At 64.8% G+C, this 19816-nt stretch carries 16 protein-coding genes; 9 read left to right on the top strand and 7 right to left on the bottom strand.

Annotated elements, in window-relative coordinates:
* The first annotated feature begins 150 nt into the window (after positions 1–150).
* The 4 genes from I5E68_RS10335 (at position 151) to I5E68_RS10320 (ending at position 4454) form a co-directional block, all read left to right on the top strand.
* Complete coding sequence (locus I5E68_RS10335) at positions 151–1359, top strand: FAD-dependent oxidoreductase (protein WP_197163510.1); 1209 nt, start codon at positions 151–153, stop codon at positions 1357–1359.
* Positions 1360–1497: 138 nt separating this feature from the next.
* Positions 1498–1788, top strand: a complete 291-nt coding sequence (locus I5E68_RS10330) for a DUF1330 domain-containing protein (RefSeq protein WP_197163509.1) — start codon at positions 1498–1500, stop codon at positions 1786–1788.
* 144 nt (positions 1789–1932) lie between these two features.
* Positions 1933–3390, top strand: a complete 1458-nt coding sequence (locus tag I5E68_RS10325) for an MFS transporter (RefSeq protein ID WP_323982131.1) — start codon at positions 1933–1935, stop codon at positions 3388–3390.
* Positions 3387–4454 carry an LLM class flavin-dependent oxidoreductase gene (locus I5E68_RS10320; RefSeq protein ID WP_197163508.1) on the top strand — a complete coding sequence of 356 codons (1068 nt, stop codon included), beginning with the start codon at positions 3387–3389 and terminating at the stop codon, positions 4452–4454. Before I5E68_RS10325 ends, I5E68_RS10320 begins: the two co-directional genes overlap by 4 nt.
* A gap of 85 nt (positions 4455–4539) precedes the next feature.
* Here I5E68_RS10320 and I5E68_RS10315 read toward each other — a convergent pair whose 3' ends face one another.
* On the bottom strand, positions 4540–4905 hold the full coding sequence (locus I5E68_RS10315) for a hypothetical protein (protein WP_197163507.1): 366 nt from the start codon (positions 4903–4905) through the stop codon (positions 4540–4542).
* A gap of 25 nt (positions 4906–4930) precedes the next feature.
* Positions 4931–6160 carry a class I SAM-dependent methyltransferase gene (locus tag I5E68_RS10310; RefSeq protein WP_197163505.1) on the bottom strand — a complete coding sequence of 410 codons (1230 nt, stop codon included), beginning with the start codon at positions 6158–6160 and terminating at the stop codon, positions 4931–4933.
* Positions 6161–6358: 198 nt separating this feature from the next.
* On the opposite strand from I5E68_RS10310, the gene I5E68_RS10305 reads away from it, so the two are divergent.
* Positions 6359–7402 (top strand): DUF1838 family protein, encoded by a 1044-nt coding sequence (locus I5E68_RS10305; RefSeq protein ID WP_197163503.1) that lies wholly within the window; start codon positions 6359–6361, stop codon positions 7400–7402.
* Positions 7403–7564: 162 nt separating this feature from the next.
* Here the strand turns inward: I5E68_RS10305 and I5E68_RS10300 are convergent, their stop codons facing one another.
* Positions 7565–9124 (bottom strand): FAD-binding oxidoreductase, encoded by a 1560-nt coding sequence (locus I5E68_RS10300; RefSeq protein WP_197163501.1) that lies wholly within the window; start codon positions 9122–9124, stop codon positions 7565–7567.
* Between the two features lie 206 nt (positions 9125–9330).
* Here I5E68_RS10300 and I5E68_RS10295 point away from each other — a divergent pair, with 206 nt between their 5' ends.
* Genes I5E68_RS10295 through I5E68_RS10285 form a run of 3 tightly spaced genes read left to right on the top strand, consistent with a single transcriptional unit; the run spans position 9331 to position 12675 of the window.
* A complete protein-coding gene (locus I5E68_RS10295) occupies positions 9331–10704 on the top strand; it encodes an MFS transporter (RefSeq protein ID WP_197163499.1) in 1374 nt (457 codons plus the stop codon).
* The gene (locus I5E68_RS10290; RefSeq protein ID WP_197163497.1) at positions 10697–11776 is read left to right on the top strand and encodes a Gfo/Idh/MocA family protein; all 1080 of its coding nucleotides are present in this window, start codon (positions 10697–10699) and stop codon (positions 11774–11776) included. The genes I5E68_RS10295 and I5E68_RS10290 overlap by 8 nt, the downstream gene beginning before the upstream one ends.
* Entirely contained in the window at positions 11773–12675 is a 903-nt protein-coding gene (locus I5E68_RS10285) for a formylglycine-generating enzyme family protein (protein ID WP_197163495.1), read from the top strand. The genes I5E68_RS10290 and I5E68_RS10285 overlap by 4 nt, the downstream gene beginning before the upstream one ends.
* A 290-nt stretch (positions 12676–12965) precedes the next feature.
* Here the strand turns inward: I5E68_RS10285 and I5E68_RS10280 are convergent, their stop codons facing one another.
* Together I5E68_RS10280 and I5E68_RS10275 are read right to left on the bottom strand one after the other, a co-directional pair.
* A complete protein-coding gene (locus I5E68_RS10280) occupies positions 12966–15374 on the bottom strand; it encodes a TonB-dependent receptor (RefSeq protein WP_228726919.1) in 2409 nt (802 codons plus the stop codon).
* A 366-nt stretch (positions 15375–15740) separates the two neighbouring features.
* On the bottom strand, positions 15741–16472 hold the full coding sequence (locus I5E68_RS10275; protein WP_323982130.1) for an SDR family NAD(P)-dependent oxidoreductase: 732 nt from the start codon (positions 16470–16472) through the stop codon (positions 15741–15743).
* Positions 16473–16768: 296 nt separating this feature from the next.
* Between I5E68_RS10275 and I5E68_RS10270 the strand changes: the two genes are divergently transcribed.
* Positions 16769–17617 carry a hypothetical protein gene (locus tag I5E68_RS10270; protein ID WP_197163488.1) on the top strand — a complete coding sequence of 283 codons (849 nt, stop codon included), beginning with the start codon at positions 16769–16771 and terminating at the stop codon, positions 17615–17617.
* Between the two features lie 38 nt (positions 17618–17655).
* Here I5E68_RS10270 and I5E68_RS10265 read toward each other — a convergent pair whose 3' ends face one another.
* Positions 17656–18294 carry an isochorismatase family protein gene (locus I5E68_RS10265; RefSeq protein WP_197163486.1) on the bottom strand — a complete coding sequence of 213 codons (639 nt, stop codon included), beginning with the start codon at positions 18292–18294 and terminating at the stop codon, positions 17656–17658.
* Between the two features lie 258 nt (positions 18295–18552).
* Entirely contained in the window at positions 18553–19593 is a 1041-nt protein-coding gene (locus I5E68_RS10260; protein WP_197163484.1) for an alpha/beta fold hydrolase, read from the bottom strand.
* Positions 19594–19816 lie beyond the last annotated feature (223 nt).

The following is a 19816-nucleotide window of genomic DNA, read 5'->3' as shown; positions in this document are numbered from 1 at the left end:
CAGAGCGCGGGAAGGGCGGGACGGCGGCACGATGCTTGCAGCCGATCCGGCCCCGCTCTCCCCGCGCGTCGGATAGTCCTGCCTCGACGCGGGCCGCATTGGCCGCCCCGATTTAGGCCGGACAAGCTTTATTCGGAGTTTTGAAATACAATGTCAGCTGTAGAGCGTTGCGAAGTCGTCATCGCCGGCGCAGGCCCGGTCGGCACGGTCATGGCGACCCTGCTCGCAAAGGCCGGTATCTCGGTGGTCCTGCTCGAAGCAGGTGCCGACTGCGCGCAGGACCTGCGCGCCTCGACCTTCCATTCCCCCACGCTCGAGATGCTCGACGAGATCGGCATCACCTCGATGCTCCTCGAAAAGGGCCTCAAGGCGCCGCTGTTCCATTGGCGTGACCGCGAGAGCGGTGAGCCGATCGAATTCGACATGGCCGAGATCGCGGACGTCACGCGCTATCCCTTCCGCATCCAGTGCGAGCAGTATCACCTCTCGCGCGCCCTTGCCGAGGGGCTCGATGCCTACACCAACGCCGACGTGCGCTTCGGTAACCGTATCCTGAGCTTCACCCAGGACGACACCGGGGTCGATATCGCGGTCGAGACGATGACCGGCATCGATCGCCTGCGCGCCGACTACCTGATCGGCGCGGACGGAGCGAATTCGATCGTGCGCAAGTGGCTGGGGATCGAATTCGACGGGTTCACTTACCCCGAGCGGTTCCTGACCCTCTCGACCGAAGTCGAGCTGTCCGACTACCTGCCCAACCTTGCTTACGTGAACTACGTCAGCGATCCCAAGGAGTGGCTGGTGCTGCTGCGCGTGCCCTCGGTCTGGCGCGTGCTGGTTCCGGTCAACGGCGCCTGCGACGTCGACGAACTGCGCTCGGAGGAGAACAAGAACGCGATCTTCGAGCGTCTCATCGGGCGTGGCGCGGACGTGGTGACCGAGCATCGCACCTTGTACAACGTGCACCAGCGCGTGGCGAAGTCGTTCCGCGAAGGGCGCGTGATGCTGATCGGCGATGCGGCCCACCTCAACAACCCGCTTGGCGGCTTCGGCATGAATTCGGGCATCCACGATGCCTTCAACCTGTTCGAGAAGCTGCTGCCGGTGCTCAAGGGGCAGGAGGCGATGGAGCCCAGTCTGGCCCTGTTCGACCGCCAGCGCCGCGAAGTCACGCATAGCTTCACGCAGACCCAGACCAAGGCCAACATGGCGCTGATCAACGCGGGCAAGGACAATGCCCACGAGGAACGCCGCCGCGAGCTCAAGGCGATCCACGCCAACGACGAGAAGCGCCGCGCCTACCTGCTGCGCCAGTCGATGTTCCAGAGCCTCGAACAGGCCAAGCAGATCGTCTGAAGGGGGCAGCACCCCGTTTGCGCAATCGACACTCCCGACGGATAGGGGCATGGCTGGGCCGGCTCCGATCCGCCGGGGCGTCGCAAGCAGGGTGCCAATTCGAGCAGAGGCGCTCGCCAGCCCGGGAGGAAGAGGTCGATGTCTGCCTGGTTCATCATCACGACCAAGGTCCACGACAAGGTCGCGTTCACCGCGCGCTACTCGCCCGCCGTTGCTGAGCTCACTGCAAAATTCGGCGGCCAGTATCTCGTGCGCGGGCGCAAGGGGCTGGTTCTCGAGGGAACCGGCTATGAAGGTGGGGGCGCGGTCGTGATCGAGTGGCCCGATGCCGAAACCGCGCTGCGGTTCTGGAATTCTCCCGAATATGCCGAAGTGAAAAAGCTGCGCGAAGGCATCGCAGACGTCAGCGTGACGATGATCGAGGACTGAGGGCCGCTCGCAAGAGCCTGCTCGTTGTCCTTCTGTCTCCGCTCTTCGGAGAATGGCGCAAAGCCATGACGGGCCCCACGGCGGCCCATGCACACTTCCTCCCGAAAAGGCCGGGCCGGCGAACGGCAGGCGGGAGAAGCATTTGTGACCAGTGAAACACAGATGGCAGCCGACCAGGCGCTGCCGGTTGACGCCGCGCCGACGAGCGGTGCGGTTCCCTTCGTGGCGACGACCTGGCAGATACGGCTCGGCTCGGGCATGATCCCGCTGGCGCATGCCGCAGGGCAGAACCTCGTTACTGTCCTGGGCCTGCGTTTCATGACCGACAGTCTCGCTATCTCGGCGGGGACCGCGGGCCTGATTTTCGCACTGATGAAGATCTACGACGGCATCACCGACCCCGCGGTAGGTGCCTGGAGCGACCGCGCGCAGACCCGCTGGGGACGGCGCCTGCCGTTCCTCTTCGCTGGCGGCCTCGCCATGCCGCTGGGTGTCGCTATGCTGTTCGGCACGCCCGATTTCGGCTCGGTCCTGCTGGCACAGGCCTTCGTGACGCTGGCACTGGTGATCCATGCGACAGGGTATACCCTACTCACCATTCCCGGCTTCGCGATGCTGGTGGAAAGCTCGAGCGATCCCAAGGAACGCACGCGGCTCATGGCATGGCGCACTTACGGCAATGCCGTGGGAACATTGCTCGGATCGACCCTCCCGGCCTGGATCCTGGGCATGACCGGACCCTCGCGCGAGGGACACCTGCTGATTGCCCTGATCACGGGAGCGATCGTGTTCGGCGCGACACTGGTGGCGGTGCGGCTGCTGCGCGATGCCCCGCGCACGCAGCCCGACCCGGCCGCGTTGGCACGGCGCGCGCATCCCTTGCGCGAGCTGGGCAGGCAGGTGCGTCTGGCCTGGGGCAACGTACCGTTCCGCATCCTTGCCATCGCCCATGTCTTCCTGCTGTTCGGCACTGCCATCGGCTCAGCTGCGCTGGCCTATTTCACGCGCGTGTTTCTCGAACTGCCCGACTCCGCGATCGGGACCTATTTCATGATGGCGACGGTGACGATGGTCCTGGCAATGGTGCCCTGGGTCTGGCTGTCAAACCGCTTCGGGAAGAAGGCCAGCTACATCGCTGCGCTCGCCATGTTCGCGCTGGTGCAGCTCAGCTGGCTGCTTGCGGGTCCGGGTGAGAGCATGGTTCTCGTGAGCATTCGCGGCCTCGTTTCGGGCGCGGCAGGCGGCGGCATGATCCTGTCTGCCTATTCGCTGCTGTCGGATGCCGTTCGCTATGATTACGTACAGAGCGGCGAGCGGCGCGAAGGGGCCTTTGCCGGCTTCACGACGCTCTTCGACAAGCTGTCTTCTGCCGCAGCGCTTGCCGCGATGGGCGGGTTCCTCGGTGCGATGGGCTACGTCTCGTCCTCGGGCGGTGGTGCGGTTGCACAAGGTGACAGCGCAAGACTGGCGATCCTCCTGTGCGAGTCCGCGATCCCCGCGCTGGCAATGCTTTGCGCGATCGTCGCCATGCTCTTCTACCGCCTCGATCCCGATACGCTCGAGGCCCTTGAAGCGAAACGCAGTGCCGGGAGCCGGTCATGAGCGGACACGAAATCGAACTCGTCGGTCTCGTCGCGCCCTATCGCGGGTCTGAAGCCAGCGAGGGGCCGCCCCTCTACGATCCCGACTTCATCGCCGAGGCTGCGCGTGGCTACGAGGCCGCAGGCTATGACCGCGTCCTCATCGGTCAGAACGCGAAGTCGGCCGACAGTCTCGTGACCGCGACCTGGGTGGCGGCAGCGACCACGCGGCTCAAGCTGATGGTCGCGCACCGCCCCGGCTTCATCGCCCCGACAATGGCGGCGCGCGCCTTCGCGACGCTCGACCAGTTTTCGGGCGGACGCGCGGGCGTGCACATCATCAGTGCCTTTTCCGACATCGAGACGCGCTGTGACGGCGATTACCTGACCAAGGACGAGCGCTACCGCCGTTCGAACGAATACGTGCGCGTGATGCGCCGCGTCTGGGCTGGCGAAAGCCCGTGCGACCATGAGGGCGAGTGGTATCGCTTCGAGAATGCCGGCAGCGAGGTTCATCCTGTGAAGGGAACGGTCCCTGTCTTCTGGGCGGGCAATTCGGAGCTTGCGGTGAAGTTCGGTTCCGAGCTGGCCGACACTTATGCCTTTGGTCCCGGCAGCGTCGCGCAGGTCGGCGAGCAGGTGGCGCGGGTGCGCGCCGAAGCCGCCCGGCACGGGCGCAATCCGCGTTGCTCGATGTCGATGCGGCTTGTCGTGGCCGACACCGACGAGGAGGCCTGGGCGCGCGCGGGTGAACTTCTGCATACGGTCGAGGCGCGGCAGGCCGCGCACGGTGCGCTGGGCCGGGATCTCGGCAAGGCGGCGCAGGAAGTGGCTGCGAAGGCTGCGCAGGCCGATGCCGCGCACGAGGACCCGTGCCTGTGGACCGGGCTGACCCAGGCCACGCAAGGCCGCCTGCAGGTCATGTGCCTCGTCGGCTCCCCGCAAACGCTGGTCGAGGCGCTGCTGCGCTACCGCGCGGTAGGGATCGACACTTTCCTCGTGACCGGGTTCGACTGGCTTGCCGATGCAAGGCGCATCGGGCTCGAGATCGGGCCCGAACTGCGTCGGCGCGGAAACGCCATGTAATGTGGCATCGCGCGATGCGAGAAAGAAAAGCCCCGCCGGGACACCATGTCCTGGCGGGGCTTTTCTTTCGGTAGTGACTTGCGCCTCAGGGCTGGGCGATCTCGTGGATCGTCGCCTCGAAACCTTCCGCGGTCTGCGACTGGGCTGCCTCGTCGGCGTCCTTGAGTTGCAGGTAGAACAGGCGCTGCATGAAGTCCTGGCGGCGTGCCTCGCGCTCTTCCAGAGCATCCTGGTCGAGTTCGAGCGCCTCGATCCCGGCAGCGAGATCGAGGCCACTGGCCTTGGCTACGCGTTCGGCGCTGTCGAGACGGTCGCGCACGACCGAAAGCTCGCTGGCGAGGACCATGATCATCGACATTGCCGCATCGACACCCGGGGTTTCGTAGAACTCGGGGCGCTTGCCCTTGGCGTGGCGAATGACGTGCGGGCGCTCTTGGGTGGTGTTGTCCATCGTATTGTCTGTCCTTGCTTGCGCCTCAGGCCGCGAGGGCCTGCTTTTCGCCCTTCTTGGCGATGAGCACTTCCCAGCCACCGCCGGGAGCGAACTCGCCCGCGGTGAAGTCGCGCTCGGCGACGTGTTCGGAAGCGTCCTGGCTGTAGCCCGAGGCCGCTGCGGCGAACTCCATGACCGCCATCGGGGCGGTGTCGAAGCGCACCGCCTCGCGGTCGAAGCCGGCCTTTTCGGCGAGATCGATCTGGTCCATCTCGCGCATCGCACCCCAGAACGGCTCGTTGTTGTACCAGGTCTCGTTGTCGAGGATGAACTGGGTGAACGGGTCCATGAGGTCGAAGGGCGGAAGGTCGGCGTGGATCATCAGACCGCCGGGCTTGAGCACGCGGAAGGCCTCGTTGAACACGCGCGGCATGGCCTTGCCGCTGGTCTCGTGGAGCAGGATGTGGCTGACGACGAGATCGAATTCCTCGTCAGCGAAAGTGGTCTCTTCGGCATTCATCTGCGCGAAGTTGACGTCGAGCCCCATGCCCGCTGCACGTGCGTGCGCATAACGCACGCAGGGACCGCCCACGTCGATGCCCCAGACCTCGGCCTCGGGGAACAGCTCCTTGTAGGGCAGGGTCGAGTGACCGACGGTGCAGCCCATGTCGAGAATGCGCTTGGGCTTGAAGTCGGGCATGTTGCGCTTGAGGTAGTTCACCACAGAGCGGCCCATGTCGTCATTGTTCGGGCCGGTGTAGCCCATCGAATAGAGATACACGCCGCGATCGTAGAGCGCGCCGACAGCGACATCGTCCTCGGTCACTTCCGAGCAATAGCCACCGGGCATGCAGTGGATGTCGAGCGCGGTGACGTAGCGCGGGGGCTCGAAGCCCTCGGGGATGCGCAGTTCGCCCTTGCTGGTTGCGGAAAGCGCCTTGGCCTTTTCGATCAGTTCGGGAAGCTGGCGATCGACCGAGCCGTTGACCGATTCCCACAACAGCTCCTGCGCCGTGCGGTTGGCCATGGCGTAGTGCTGAAAATAGAGGTCGTGGATCATCACCGAGCGGATGTCGCGGCGGTTCTCAGGCAGACGGCCATTGGCCTTCTCGAAAGCCCTGGAGACGCGGGTCTCGTAGATGGGGGTCAGGCCGGGGAGCAGCGTGGACTGGATGAAGCCCTTGAAGCTCTTGGCGAACTCCTGGCGCGAGGCCTCGTCGGCAGTGGCCGTCGGCAGCACTGGGTGCGCGGCTTGCTGGAAGGTATTGAGCATGAAGCGACTCCTTGTCTTGGTCGGGCTCGTGCTGATTTCTTGCGGTCGGCGTGGCTTGCGGCAAAGGAACCCACCGGTGCTATCCGCTTGGCGATCATCGTATGCTAGCGCGATGCGCTCGATCAATGAAAGCGGAAAAACCTTATTCATAGATCAAATGAGAGTGCGCCTCGATCGGGCCAACTAGGGAAACGAGAGATGGATGATATGACGTTCAGCCGCAGGCAGAGCCTGGGTCTCGCTGGTGCAGGCATCGCTGCGGGTCTGGTCACCGGTACGGCCAGCGCCAGTGCCGCGACGTCTGGCCCCAGCGCCAAGACCCCTGCGTTCAAGACCAGGATCGACTTCAAGGATCCCGAGTGGAACCGCGATACCTACGTGCGTATCGATGCGGATATCGATCCGACCAAGGAGAAGGTGGGCTGGCTCAAGGGCAAGGTCTACGGCGTGCGCCCGAACGAGCCGGTGCGCCAGCTGTTCCTCAACGAAGGCTTCAGCGTCGTGCGCTCGGTCCGTCAGGAAGACGGTTCCTATCGCCGCCTGCTGCGCGAGATCGTGTTCTACCGCGACATCGAGACCGGCAAGCTTATCGACAAGTGGTACAACCCCTACACCGACGAGACCGTCGATGTGGTTCCCATCGCCAACGATCCGTTCAACTTCACCATCAGCCAGTGGGCGCCCGAGCCGCCGTCCTATGGTGGCCTCAACAAGGACAAGCCGCCGCGCAAGCCCTTCCTGATGGAATGGGAAGAGGGCCCGAACGACACGCTCATCCTGCGGTCGGACATCGACATGATGTATCCCAACGGTCTCGATCCCAAGACATGGGTTCGCGAATCATCCGGGCCGTTCAACCGCGTCTCCGAGCACTTCATCTACACGATGAACCGCAAGGACGTGGAGAACCCGAAGGTCACCCATATCCAGCACATCGGTGCCTGGACCCGCATCACGCCTTGGCTGCCCTGGATGCTGATGGGCCAGGCCGAAGGGCACGTGAACTACTTCAACAACTTCACCACGGTCGAGAACGGCATTTCCGATCTGCCGGAAGATCTCGTGGCCGCGGCGCGCAACATGGGCGACAAATGGCTCCATGCTCCCGAGAGCGACTACGGACCTTCGCTCTCGAGCATCGAGAACTACAAGAAGGATCACGAGCCCGCTCCGGTGCCGGAAGGTTGGGAGCCGGCCAGGGCGCCCGCCACGCCGCAGCCGCTGCAGCGCGGTGGCAAGTAAGCCCGAGGGCTGACGCCAACTGGAACAGGGAAGGGTCGGGAGTTTTGCTCCCGGCCCTTTTTTGTAACACCCGCAATGTCTTGGCGGTGATACAAAAAGGAAAGCGGCCCCACCCGCATCCGGGGAGGCCGCTTCTCACTTATCCGTCTGCGATCGCCCGGGTCAGAAGCCGAGTGCGCCGGGGTTCATCAGGCCCTTGGGATCGAGCTCGGTCTTGATGGCGCCGAGCAGCGACTTGGCCTCGGCCGAGAGGCGCTGCTGATAAGGGTAGGCGCGGCCCAGTTGGAAGTGCCCGGCTCCGTGCTTCTGATAGGTCGCGACGATGGCTTCCTTCAGTTCGTCAACCAGTGCGCTGGCATCCGGGTTGGCGGCGAACTGCGGCTGCTGCGCGAGGTATTCCTCGCCCAGCGTGGTCTTGTGATAGGCGGTTCGGTCCTCGGGCCAGTAGAGCGCGACTTCGTAGAGGAAGCCGGTCGAGCCGACCGGCGAGAACATCGTGCCGATCCAGACCCCCAGCTTCTCCATCTTCGCCTTGTAGCTTGCGATCAGGGCCTTGAAGCTCTCGTCGAAGGCGACAGCCTCGTCGTGGGCGAGAACGCCGTGGATCGGCACCCAGCGCTCGCCGCCCGGGCCAAGCACGTTGAAGAGCGGCGCGAAGGGCACCGAGTGGACGAAGGTCGGGATCGAGTTGGCGATCTCGCGGCCCAGGCCGTCGAGCAGGCGACGCAGCTGCTTGGCCTTGAGCGCGGCCTCGTCGTCGTCCGCGCCTTCCACGATGAAGTGGCACATGTAGGCGCCCGCGCGCATCGGGTCTTCGCCCGCGAAGGCCATCTTCACCAGCTGGGCGACGCCCTTGAGCTTGTTGGGGGCCTTGCGCAGGATGTCGGCTGCGATCTTGAGGCGCGCGCCCATGCCTTCCTGTCGGCCGATCTGGCCTTGCGAGAGGGCGAGGTCGAGACCGAAGTGACTGTCATCGAGACGGGCCGCCGCTGCCTTGCGCGATGCGGCGTGGTAGTCGGCAAAACTGTCGAAGGCGAAGGAGAGGCATTCGAACTTGGGGAGCACCGGGAGCAGCGGCAGGCGGATGCGCGCCTTGATGCCGAATACGCCGCAGTCGCCGGTGAACAGGCCGGTGAGGTCCGGCCCATAGAAGCGCGTCGCCTTCGACGAGCTCGTCGATAGCAGCGCGCCGCTTGCAAGCACCACGTCCATCGAGACCACTGACTGGGCCGAAATGCCGTGGATCGTGGTGCCGTGGCTCAGCGTGTTCTGGCTGACGCTGCCGCCGACCGTCGCGGCGATGCCGGAGAAGGGGCCCCAGAACGGCGTGCGCAGGCCTTTGGCGTCGAGCGCGGTCTTGAGGTTGGCCCAGGTCACGCCTGCGCCGCAGGTCACGATGGCGTTGCGCTCATCGATCTCGATGGTGTCGATCGCGCCGGTGTCGAACAGCACGTGGCCGCCTTCCTGGCGCACGTAGCCGTCGGTGTAGGACGCCCCCCCGCCGCGCGGGACCATGCAGATGCCCGCCTCGCCGCACAGCTTGACCGCTTCCTGCAAGGCCTCGACGCTGCCCGGGCGCACCACCGCGAGCGGCTGTGCGCCGGTGCGGTAGACGTCGTTGGAAAAGTAGGCGAGGGCATCGCCGCTGCCGATCACCGCCTCGGCGCCGAGTGCTGCGCGCAGCGCGGGGATGATCGTGGTGTCTGTTGCCGTGCTTGCCATGGTTCTCTCTGTAGCGATGCCGGGGTGTATGCAGCAAGGACTTGGCCGTTCGGGCCGCGCGCATCGACCTGTCGGGCACCGTTATCCGGCCTGCGACTATCCGTTGTGCGATAAGTTCGCGGTGAAATCTGGTTCGCCGACCTGTTCACGTCACGATGCGGGTCAAGAGACCGGAGCCTGTCTTCCGGCCACTCGGGGAGCATGACATGAGCGATACATCGAGCGGGTTGCCGGCACGTCTGGCGACCTCGACCAAGGCCGGGTTCGGCCTCGGGCAGGTAGCGGGGCAACTGTTCCGCGATGCACCGTCGCTGCTTCTCATGTTCTACCTCACCAATGTCATGGGCATTGCGCCAGCCATTGCCGGTACCGCGATCTTCGTGCCCAAGGTGGTGTTCGGCGCCATCTTCGACTTGTGGATCGGCGTTGCATCGGACCGCATGGCGAGCCGCTTTCCGCGCCGCCGCTGGCTACTCGTCGGCGGTATCGCGGCGCCTTTCGCGATGCTGGGTGTCTTCGCCGTGCCCGAGGCGGCAATCGGCTTCCAGGTGGCCTGGGTCTTTGTGACCTTCAGTGCCTACATGGCGGTCTACTCGACCTTCTCGGTGCCCTATCTGGCCCAGTTCGCGGAAATGTCTTCCGACCCGGTCGAGCGGACCGAGCTGATGGGCTGGAAGCACGGCTTCACCGGCCTTGGCGTACTGATGTCGTCTTCGGTGGCGCCGATGGCGATCAATGCCCTGGGCACCGACCGCAATGCGCATCTTCTGACGATGGGCTCGATCGGGGTGCTGTGCTTCACCTGCCTGTTCGTCGCCTGGCGCTTCGCCTCGCGCATTCCCGAACCCGCACAAGTGGCGAAGGCCTTTGCGCTCAGGGATCTGCCGCGGGCATTTGCCGACCGCCGCTTTGCCGTGCTGTGCCTTTCCGCAGTGATCATGACCGTCGCGGCGGGCATCAGCTACGCCAGCTTCCCGTTCTTCGTGAAGTACGCCATGGCGCGCGAGGAACCCTTGCACGACATCGGTGTGATGTCGGCGATCATGGCCTTCGCGGTCATGGCCGGTTCGCCGTTGTGGGTGATGATCTCCAAGCGTCTGGGCAAGAAGCGCACTTACGTCGCGGCCGCTGCCGGACACGGCCTGGTGACGCTGGTCTGGGGGTACCTGCCCGATGCACCGATCGAGGTCGCCTATCTGCTCGCCGCGCTGATGGCTGCGTGCAACGCGGGCTGGGGTACGATCGTGCTTTCGCTGCTCTCCGACGCCATCGCCGGGGCACGGCTCGACTATGGCGAGAACCGCGCCGGCTCCTACGCGGCGATCTGGTCGATCATCGAGAAGGCCGGCATTGCGCTGGGCGGAACACTGGTGGTCGGCGCGATCCTGTCCAGCTTCGGCTTCGATTCCGCTGCGGCCAAGGCCGGACTGCCGCAATCGAGCGCGGCGCTGGCCGGGATCATCGTCAGCTATTCGACCATCCCGGGCGTGGCCAAGCTCATTGCCGCCGCGATCATCTGGCGGTTCGTGCACGAGCGGCCCGCCGATGCGCCCAACAATGCGGACATCATTCATGCCTGAGATCAGCTCTGAACCCGTTTCTCTCCGCAAGGTGACCGGCCCGGTCCGGTTCGCCGTGATCGGCTGCGGGCGCATCACGGGTGCGCACTTCGCTGCCATCGCCGCGCGCCCCGACGACGCGCGGGTCGTCGCCACGGTGGATACCGACATCGCGCTGGCCCGCAGCGCAGCCGAACCTTTCGGAGCCACCGCGCTTCCCACCCTTGAGGACGCACTCGCGCTCGACAGCGTCGATGCCGTGCTCATCGCCACCCCCAACCGCCTTCATGCGCAGCAGTCGATGGCCGCGCTTCGTGCTGGAAAGCACGTGCTGGTCGAAAAGCCGGCAGCGGAGACCGGCGAGGAAGCACTGGAGCTGGCCCGTGAGGCACAGGCGCGCGGTCTCGTTTTTGCGGTCGGCCATACGTTCCGCCACAATGCGGCAGTGCGCCATATCGTCGACAACTGGGCCAGCTTTGGCCAGCTGCGCTCGCTCGAGGTGTCTTCGTGCGTGTTCTGGGATGGGCCCCAGGCCCCCTGGTGGGCCGAACGCAGTGCCGAGGAAGGACTGATCCTCAGCCTCTTCGCCCCGCACGCGCTCGATTTCGTGCAGCTGATCATGGGCGATGCCGACCCGGTCCGGGTCCACGCCGAGGCCGCGCGGCACCAGTCGGGCTGGCGCGGTGAGGATGAGGCCATGGTACTGCTCGCCTATCCCGGCCGCCGCCTCGCCAGCGTGCATATCTCCTACAACCAGCCCGCGGTGCTCGATCGCAAGGTGCTGCATTTCGACAAGGGCGTGCTCGAGATCGAGCATGGCGAAATCCTGAGCTGGAATGGCGAGGTTCTCGTGACGCCGCCCGAGGGCGTGCTGATCGACCCGCGCAAGATGGGTGGGCGCAGGCTCGGCCATTATTTCGAAGACCAGATCGTCGAATTCGCCCGCGCCCTGAACGGCCAGGCGCATCGCATGCCGACCGGTCACGATGCCGCGCGCCTGATCGCGCTGATCGACCGGGTCAAGGCCTCGGCGCGCGCCAATTCTGCCGCCGATGCCATCGATCCGCCGCTTGGCGGGGAGGCTGCCTCGTGAGCGTGCGTCTTGCCGGTCGCGTGCGAACGAGCGCTCTGGTTACCCTTGGCATCTTGCTGTCTAGTCCCGCAGTGGCCGAGGAACACCCGCCTGCGAACGGCTACGTTCCAGACAAGGTCGCTGCGCCTGCGCCGCTATTTCCGCCGAGGCGGGCAGGGGCCGCCTTTGCCGATTGCAGCGATTGTCCCGAGATGGTCGTGCTGGCCCCTGGCAGTTTCGTCATGGGCTCGAGCGAGCGCGAACGCCGCACGCTGGGCGTCATGGCCATGTTCGACACGATGGAGCAGCCGCGCCACGCCGTGACCATCGACTATGCGCTTGCCGTCGGTCGCTACGAGGTGACCTTCGCGCAATGGGATGCCTGCGTCGCTGATAGCGGGTGCAACGGCTACCGTCCCGATGACGCGGGTTGGGGTCGGGGGCGGCGGCCGGTGATCAACGTCAATTACGCCGATGCAAAAGCCTACGTCGACTGGCTCAGTGCGCATACTGGCGAGACCTATCGCCTCCTCAGCGAAGCCGAATGGGCCTACGCGGCGCGCGGCGGGACACAGACTTGGTATCCCTTCGGCAATGCGATCGGTGCCGAAGACGCGAACTTCGGGCGCAACCTCTCGGGGACCTCGACGGTAGGCGCTTATGCGCCCAATCGCTTCGGCCTGCACGACATGATCGGCAACGTCGCCGAATGGGTCGAGGATTGCCATCACGACGACTTCGTCGGCGCGCCGTCCGATGGCTCGGCCTGGCTCGATGGCGAATGCACCTTGCGCAATGTGCGCGGCGGAGGCTGGAGCCTCGATGGCTGGAGCGTGCGCGCGGCGCAGCGGATCGGCGATCCGCCCGGTGCCCGCAACGATCACCTCGGCTTTCGCGTGGCGCGCGAACTGGTCCGCTGATTGCCTGACGGCTGATACCCCATCTCGGGGGGGATGGGGTGGGCGGTGCGTTTCCCGGGGGAATGCGCCGCCCTTTTCTTTTGTCCGCAACCTGCAAGTAGCCGCGCAGCTTGATGCAAGCCGAGCGTGTGCCGCCGGTCGTCGATCTTGCTCCGTACTGCCAGCCGCGCGCCTGTCGTCGTCCGACGTTCTCCGGCCTCCTGCCGCCGGCGTATGAAAAAGGGCCGGATGCTTGCGCACCCGGCCCTCTCGTCATTTGTCAGGATTAGATCAGGTCAGATCAGATCAGATCAGAACTTGACCTTCGCCTGGATGCCTGCGGTGCGCAGGTCGGGAAGACCCAGCATCAGCGCCGAGAAGTTGCCGGTATAGGCAAAATTCGGGGTGAACACGTAGTTGTCCGAGACCGAGATCGGGGTCTTGTTGTTGAACACGTTGGTCACGAAGGCCTCGAGCGAGATCTGGCCGTGTTCGACACCTGCGCGCAGGTTGAACAGGTGCAGGTCGGGAGTACGCGCAAGGTTCGCCTCGTTCGAATAGACGCCCGACTTGAAGTTCCAGTCACCGCGTACGAACCAGCGACCATCGTCCCAGTCCGCGATCTCGGTGCCGACGGTGACGCCGACATTGGCCGAGAACTTCGAGGTGTTCTTCAGGTCGTTGCCGTCGAAGTCGGTCATGCCGGTGAGGCGGGTGACCGTCGGGCTGACGAAGGACTTGATGTCGCTCTCGTTGTAGGCACCGGCCGCATCCACGGTGAGGAAGTCGGTCGGGCGCCAGTTCAGCTCGGCCTCGATGCCGTAGAGATCGGCGGCACCGGCGTTGGTCGAGGTGTTGACGAACGAATACCCGGTATCCTGCGTATCGTCGGGAACGACGATCTGGACCGAGTTGATCTGGTTACGCCACTGGGCGTAGTACGCTGCGACGGTGTAACGCAGGTCGCCATTGAGCGCGCGGCCCTTGAGACCCAGCTCGTAGTTGGTGATCTTCTCCGGATCGATGGCAAGCAGGCCACCCGATTCCGCAGCCGCGACCTGAACCTCGTAGCTGTTGTTGAGGATCGAGGTGTTGAACTGCGCCGGGTTCACGCCCTTGGCCCACGAGGCGTAGACCATCGTGTCGGGGTCGATCTGCCAGTTCACGATCACGCGCGGGGTGAAGTTCTTGTACTTCGAGGTCGCGAGGATCGAGTTGGGCGCATAGCTGCCGGCATCGATGTAGGGGTTGTCGCCGACGGTCAGGCCGTTGGGACCGGTGTAGGCTTCAAGATCGTCGATCTGGTAACGGCCCTCGACGCTCGCCGACAGGGTGTCGGTCAGGTCGTAGGTCGCGCCGAAGAAGAAGCCGAGGGTCTTGTTGCGGCTCAGGCCACCGACCGAGTTGTTCGCATTGAGCGTGCCCGAACCACCGGCGAGACCCTGGTAGAGGTCTGCATTGAGGTAGCTCACGCCGGCAACGCCGTGGAAACGGTCGGATTCGTAGGCGAGGCGGCCTTCGAGCGACCAGTCCTTCACGTTACGCTCGATCAGGTACGGGAAGTCGAAGTAGCCAGCGCCGTAGAAGTCGCCTTCGAACGAGCTGGTGTCGTAGCCGTCGAGGTCGATCAGCGTCGACCAGGTCTCGTGGTTCCAGCCACCCAGTGCGGTCGCGGTCAGGCCGTCGACGACCTCCCAGTCGAAGGTGCCGTGGATGTGCTTGGTGCGACGACGCAGGCCATAGCCCTGAACGCCATCCTCGGGGTCGACCGCGCGGTTGGTGCCATTGGAGAGGAAGGCACGGATGCGGTCGGTGTTGGTGATGTTGGCGGTGACCGGGTCGGCAAGCGAGGGGATTGCACCCTTGAACCACTTGACGCCAGCATCGGTCACGTAGTTCGACTGGTCGGTCAGCAGGCGGGTGCCGTCGGGTGCAAAGACGTCGACGGTGCCGACGCGGGTCTGGGCGGCCGGGCCGTCCTTGTCTTCGCTCATCACGCCGAACAGCTTGATGGTCACGTCGCTCGAAGGGGTGATCGCGAGCATGGCCGAGGCGATCGCGGTCGACTGGTCGCCCAGCGTCACGCCGTCCTGGTTACGCCACGAGCCGTTCTTCGAGTACTTCTCGCCGCCGATGCGGAAGCTGATGAGGTCCTCGATGATCGGGCCTTCGACCGAAGCGCGAATGCGCCAGTTGTCGCGCGAGCCGATCATGCCGAGCATTTCGCCCTGCCAGTAGTTGCCCGGGACCTTGTTCACCACGTTGATCGCGCCGGCAAAGGTGTTGCGGCCGAAGAACGCGCTCTGCGGGCCCTTGATGATCTCGACGCGCTCGGGGTTCGAGACTGCGTTGATCTGCGAGGGCGAGGAAACCGGCACGCCGTCGATGAAGGTCGAGACGGTGGTCGCGAGCGTCGTCGAGGGGGTCATGCCGCGCAGCACGACCTGCTGGAACGAGCGGTCGGCGTGGCCCGAGGAGGAGTTGTTGATGTTGATGCCGGGCGTCGAGGTGGCGATGTCGGTCATCGACACCAGACCCTTGGCATCGAGCGCCTCGGAAGTGATCGCGGTCACGGTGACCGGGGTCTTGAGGATGTCTTCGCCCGTCTTGCGGGCGGTGACGACGATTTCGCCGCTGCCGGCGGTGCCAGCTTCCTGCGCGATCGCCTGTGCGCTCATGCCCAGGCCGGCGGCCAGCGCCAGCGTCGATACGAGCTGCATCCTAAGAGTAATACCTGTCATTATTTCCCTCGGTTTTGAAATAGCCAGCACGGATCGCGATGGCATCGCGAGACCGCCTGCTCCCTGTCGAAATTAAGAATTGCAAGAGCCGGAGCATGTTGGTCCGGATTTTCGGAAAGAGACTTTCCGGCTATGTACTTCCCCCTTGATGAAGTGCGTTCACTTCTTGAGTTGCCCAGAAAAGTTCTGGATCGACTCCTTTACCGTTGATGTTCGGCCAAGCCCGCCATCGTTCACGGCGCGAATGGAACTTTGCTCACTCGGCCCCTGCATTGATCCAAAACCTGATCCCTGTTCGCCTGTCGGATGAACGTTCTCGTGCAGCCCAGGGCAGGCACCTACCCATCATCGCCCACCGGCAACATCCAGTGTCGTGCCGGTTACGTAGGAGGCCTCGCTCGATGCAAGGTAGAGGATCGCGTTAGCCACTTCTTCGGGCGTGCCCAGTCGCCCCATCGGCACCATCTTGCTCGGGGCATAAGGCAGGTCCGCCTCGTCCATGGCGCGCAGGAACGGGCCTGCCAGTTCGGTATCGATCGGGCCGGGCGCGACAGCATTGATGGTAACCCCGCTGTCGGCGAGTTCGATCGCGAGATCGCGCACGAAGCCGATAATACCGGCTTTCGCAGTAGAATAGGCGCATGCTCCCATGTGCAGGGCATTCCACACTGTGCCGTTGCGCGCCCCGGAACTGAGGCATACCACGCGCCCGTAGCCGCGCTCGATCATGCCGGGCAGGGCGGCTCGGGTGCACAGGAACATGGAGGCCAGGCTGAGGCGCATGGTCGTCTCCCAGTCCTCCAGCGAAAGCTCCCATATCCGACCCGGTCGTCCGCCGCCGACGTTGTTGACGAGGATGTCGAGAGGCGCGGTCTCGCCGACTAGAGCGAAGAGATCGGACACCGATTGCTCGTCGGTAACGTCGGCGCGGTGCGCAAGCGCGTCGCTGCCCTCCGGCAGCATCGAGAGAGTATCCGACAGTCGGGTATCGTCGATGTCGGTCGCGATAACCCGGGCACCATGCTGCGCGAGACAGATCGCGGTTGCCCGCCCGATGCCGAGACCGGCACCGGTCACCAGCGCTGTCCTGCCTGCGAGGCGGGGACCGGATATCAGGGGCTGTTTGGGCGCGTCGTTCATGGCTTTGAAGGCTATCCGAGCCATTCGACCTGACCCGCCATACCGGAAAAGTTGTTCGCCAGGCGGACTGATGCGGACCGACGGCGAGGCAGTGCGCGGTGCATCGTAGCTTCGCTGGCATGAAATCGCTGGATGATGGATTCGAGGAGGCCGTCGGCCTCGTGGCCGATTGCAGGCAAAGTGCGCAAAGGCTGTGTGCTGCGCTGGGATATGAGGTGCGACACGAAGGGCGCTTGCCCGCTGGCGCAGCGGGGCTGCTGGGCCTTGCGGCAAAGACTTGCGGGCACGAGGTGCTGATTGCGCATCCCGATGCGACGCGTGGAGCGATCAGGCTGATCTCGCTCGAGGGCGACTATCAACCGCTTGTGCGCGATGGTGCACAGGCTTGGGACACCGGCGGCATCTTCGATATCAATATCCGCGCGCTCGAAGATCTGGATGCGCTGCACGCCGCCTTCAGCCGCGCAGGCTTCGCCAGTCCCGCTCCAGTGACCGATTGGGATTTTGGCGCACTCGCGGTGCGCGAGGTGGTCGAGCGCGATGCGGATGGTCTGTGCATTGCCGCAATGCAGCGGGTCCATCCACCCCTGACCGGCTACGAGGACATGTCGGGTGCGACTTCGTGGGTGTTCAATTCGACCCAGATCGTTGCCGACTTCGATGCCGCGCGCGCTCTGTTCGTTGAAGGGCTGGGCTGGCAGGCGGTGCAGGAAACCGATGGCTTTGCCGCGACCGGCGATGGGGCGAACTGCATGGGCTTTCCGCCGCGCATCGCCCTCGAGGTGCCGATGCGCATCGGCATCTATCATCCCGCGGGACGCATGGAAGGTTCGGTCGAGATCATCGCCTTCGGCTGCGGCGGACGCGACTTCAGCGCGTCGCGGCCACCGGCGCGCGGTTGGGCAGCCTTGCGCTTTGTGGTGCGTGATCTCGATGGCTTCGCGAAGCGGCTCGCCGGTGCGGGCTGCGCGCTCGGCGAGGAAGTGCGCTTCGACTGGGCGCCGCATGGACAGGTTCGCGGGATTAGCGCGGTAACCCCATGGGGCGCGCGCTTCGAGGCCCTGCAGCGCGTCGAGGCGTAGCGGCGAGCGCGCCTTGGGGGCGCCCGCCGCTGTCGGGATCAGTCCTGCTTTAGGCCCTTGAGGTAGGCGATGGTCTCGGCTTCCGAGACGACATCGGCATACTTGGCGTTCATGTCGAACAGGTTGGCGTCGTGCGGTCCGGCATGGCGATCGCCACAGGCTTCTGCGACCACGGCCGTGCGGAAGCCGTGGCTCATAGAATCGACGCAGCTGGCGCGTACGCAGCCCGACGTCGTGAGGCCGGTGAGGATCACCGAATCGCAGCCCGCAGCGGTCAGCGTCGAGGCCAGCGATGTGCCGAAGAAGGCGCTCGGGTACTGCTTGGAGACGACCAGTTCGTCCTCGAAGGGCTCGAGGCCCGGTCCCCATGCGCCCATCGGGTTCCCCTGCGTGAAGTTCTTCAGCGGCATCGCCTTCTCGAAGAAGCGACCGCCGTTGAAGCCCGAGGGATGGAACACGACATTGGTGAGGATCACCGGAATCCCAGCCTCGCGAGCGGCTGCACGAACGCGCAACGCCGAGGCGAGGGCGTCGTCGACCTCGGAGTAGAGCATGTTGCCCGGCTCGAAATAGGCCTGACAGAAATCGATCAGCAGGAGCGCCGGGCGGCTGCCGAAGCCGACCTTGTTGTCATAGGCCTTCTTGTAGTTGGCGAGAAGGTCTTCTTCGGTGCTCATCGTGCGTCTTCCTTCAAACTGGCACCGGTCTCGATTCGAGGCCGGGAGGGGCTGGCCGGGTCTCACATGTTCGCGTTCGCGCGGCAATCGCCGCCCGTCATGCCATTGCTGGCCGGTGATGCAAGAGGCGTGGCCGCCTATTTGTCCGGACAGATGCCCTTGCCGTGCGAACCCGTGATTCCGGGTTGCTGTGGTATCTAGCCCGGCGATGCGGAAGGTGGCACCGGTTGCCGGGCCAACCTCCGCATGTCGAGCAAATCACTGCCCGGCGGGCGCCTGTTCCTCGGCGGGCAGAATCGGGGTCGCGGCCTCGATATAGGCCGCCAGGATCTGCGCGAAACGGTCAGGCACTTCGAGCGGCGGATAATGGCCGACGTCGGGCATGTAGACGCGCGAGATGTTCGCGTTCTTGAGATAGCGCCCGATCGCCTCGGCTGCGGATTCGGGCAGGAGCGGATCGCCCGTACCCCAGATCAGCAGGGTCGGCTTGGTGACCTTGGCCATCTCGATCGTGGCCTGCTTGCCGTCGCCGATGCGGGCGATCAGACCGACAAGGTGCTTCTCGGGATAGCGTCGGTAGAAATCGTAGTATTCCTTCTTGGTCTGCGCCGAGATGCGCGCGCCATCGCCCGAGAAGAACGTCAGGAAGTGGTCCCAGAAGTCCTGGTCGCGAAAGCCGGTGTCGGTAGCGCGCTTGATCGCCGCCTTGAGCCCGTCCGACATGACCAGGTGGCTTGCATCGACCGGGTCTGACGGGGTGTTCGACAGCACCAGTCGCTCTACCAGGTCGGGGCGTCGTGCAGCGAGATACATGCCCATGGTGCCGCCGCTGGAGACGCCGACGAAGGTGGCCTTTGTGATACCGAGCCCTTCCAGAATGCCGATGGGGATGTCGGTGGGCACGAGCGCCTTCATCGCCGCGTCGGTCGGGCCGTCGGACAGGCCGTAGCTGGGCAGGTCGATGCGTACGATGCGGTAGCGATCCTTGAGCAACTCCGTCTCGCGGTCCCAGGTGCGCAGGCTGCTTTCCGAGCCGTGTACCATGAGCAGCACCGGGGCATCGCGCGGCCCCTCGTCCTTGTAGTGGATCGTCAGCCCGCCGATCGTCATGTAGCGGCTTTGCGCATCGCCGTAGCGCTTGCGCAACTCCTCGACCGACAGATACGGAAAGTCCTTCTTGGCTGCTGCGGATGTGCTTTTCGCGTCCTGTGCTGACACGCAGCCCGGGGTCATTGCGCCCAGCGCGATGGCGGGCAGCAGGGCGCGAAGTGCGCGCGAACGAAGCGGCGAAACCGGCATTTTCCTCATGTCCTGTCAGGATCCCTGTAAAACCTTTGCCCGCTCTTGCCGGGCCTGAAACCAAACCCTATCGGGCTGCGCCTCGCAGTTCGAGGGGGTGCGCGACTTATCCGACAGGTGGTGAGCGATTGCTTGCCGGTCCGGCCCCCGACGAAGCGGATTAGGAATTGCTGCATCACGAAATGATCGAAGCGCACCGCGCTAGGGCTATAGTGCGCCGATC

Source organism: Novosphingobium aureum (genome assembly GCF_015865035.1).
Taxonomy (GTDB): domain Bacteria; phylum Pseudomonadota; class Alphaproteobacteria; order Sphingomonadales; family Sphingomonadaceae; genus Novosphingobium; species Novosphingobium aureum.
The sequence above is the reverse complement of the archived record's forward strand: the minus strand, read 5'-3'. Positions and strand labels throughout refer to the sequence as shown.

Bases quoted from the DNA above. Each gene is read 5' to 3' on its own strand.
- I5E68_RS10305 (WP_197163503.1), top strand. From the start codon at position 6,359: ATGGATGATATGACGTTCAGCCGCAGGCAGAGCCTGGGTCTCGCTGGT.
- I5E68_RS10320 (WP_197163508.1), top strand. From the start codon at position 3,387: ATGAGCGGACACGAAATCGAACTCGTCGGTCTCGTCGCGCCCTATCGC.
- I5E68_RS10310 (WP_197163505.1), bottom strand. From the start codon at position 6,160: ATGCTCAATACCTTCCAGCAAGCCGCGCACCCAGTGCTGCCGACGGCC.
- I5E68_RS10260 (WP_197163484.1), bottom strand. From the start codon at position 19,593: ATGCCGGTTTCGCCGCTTCGTTCGCGCGCACTTCGCGCCCTGCTGCCC.
- I5E68_RS10335 (WP_197163510.1), top strand. From the start codon at position 151: ATGTCAGCTGTAGAGCGTTGCGAAGTCGTCATCGCCGGCGCAGGCCCG.
- I5E68_RS10265 (WP_197163486.1), bottom strand. From the start codon at position 18,294: ATGAGCACCGAAGAAGACCTTCTCGCCAACTACAAGAAGGCCTATGAC.
- I5E68_RS10300 (WP_197163501.1), bottom strand. From the start codon at position 9,124: ATGGCAAGCACGGCAACAGACACCACGATCATCCCCGCGCTGCGCGCA.
- I5E68_RS10280 (WP_228726919.1), bottom strand. From the start codon at position 15,374: ATGCAGCTCGTATCGACGCTGGCGCTGGCCGCCGGCCTGGGCATGAGC.
- I5E68_RS10330 (WP_197163509.1), top strand. From the start codon at position 1,498: ATGTCTGCCTGGTTCATCATCACGACCAAGGTCCACGACAAGGTCGCG.
- I5E68_RS10290 (WP_197163497.1), top strand. From the start codon at position 10,697: ATGCCTGAGATCAGCTCTGAACCCGTTTCTCTCCGCAAGGTGACCGGC.
- I5E68_RS10295 (WP_197163499.1), top strand. From the start codon at position 9,331: ATGAGCGATACATCGAGCGGGTTGCCGGCACGTCTGGCGACCTCGACC.
- I5E68_RS10315 (WP_197163507.1), bottom strand. From the start codon at position 4,905: ATGGACAACACCACCCAAGAGCGCCCGCACGTCATTCGCCACGCCAAG.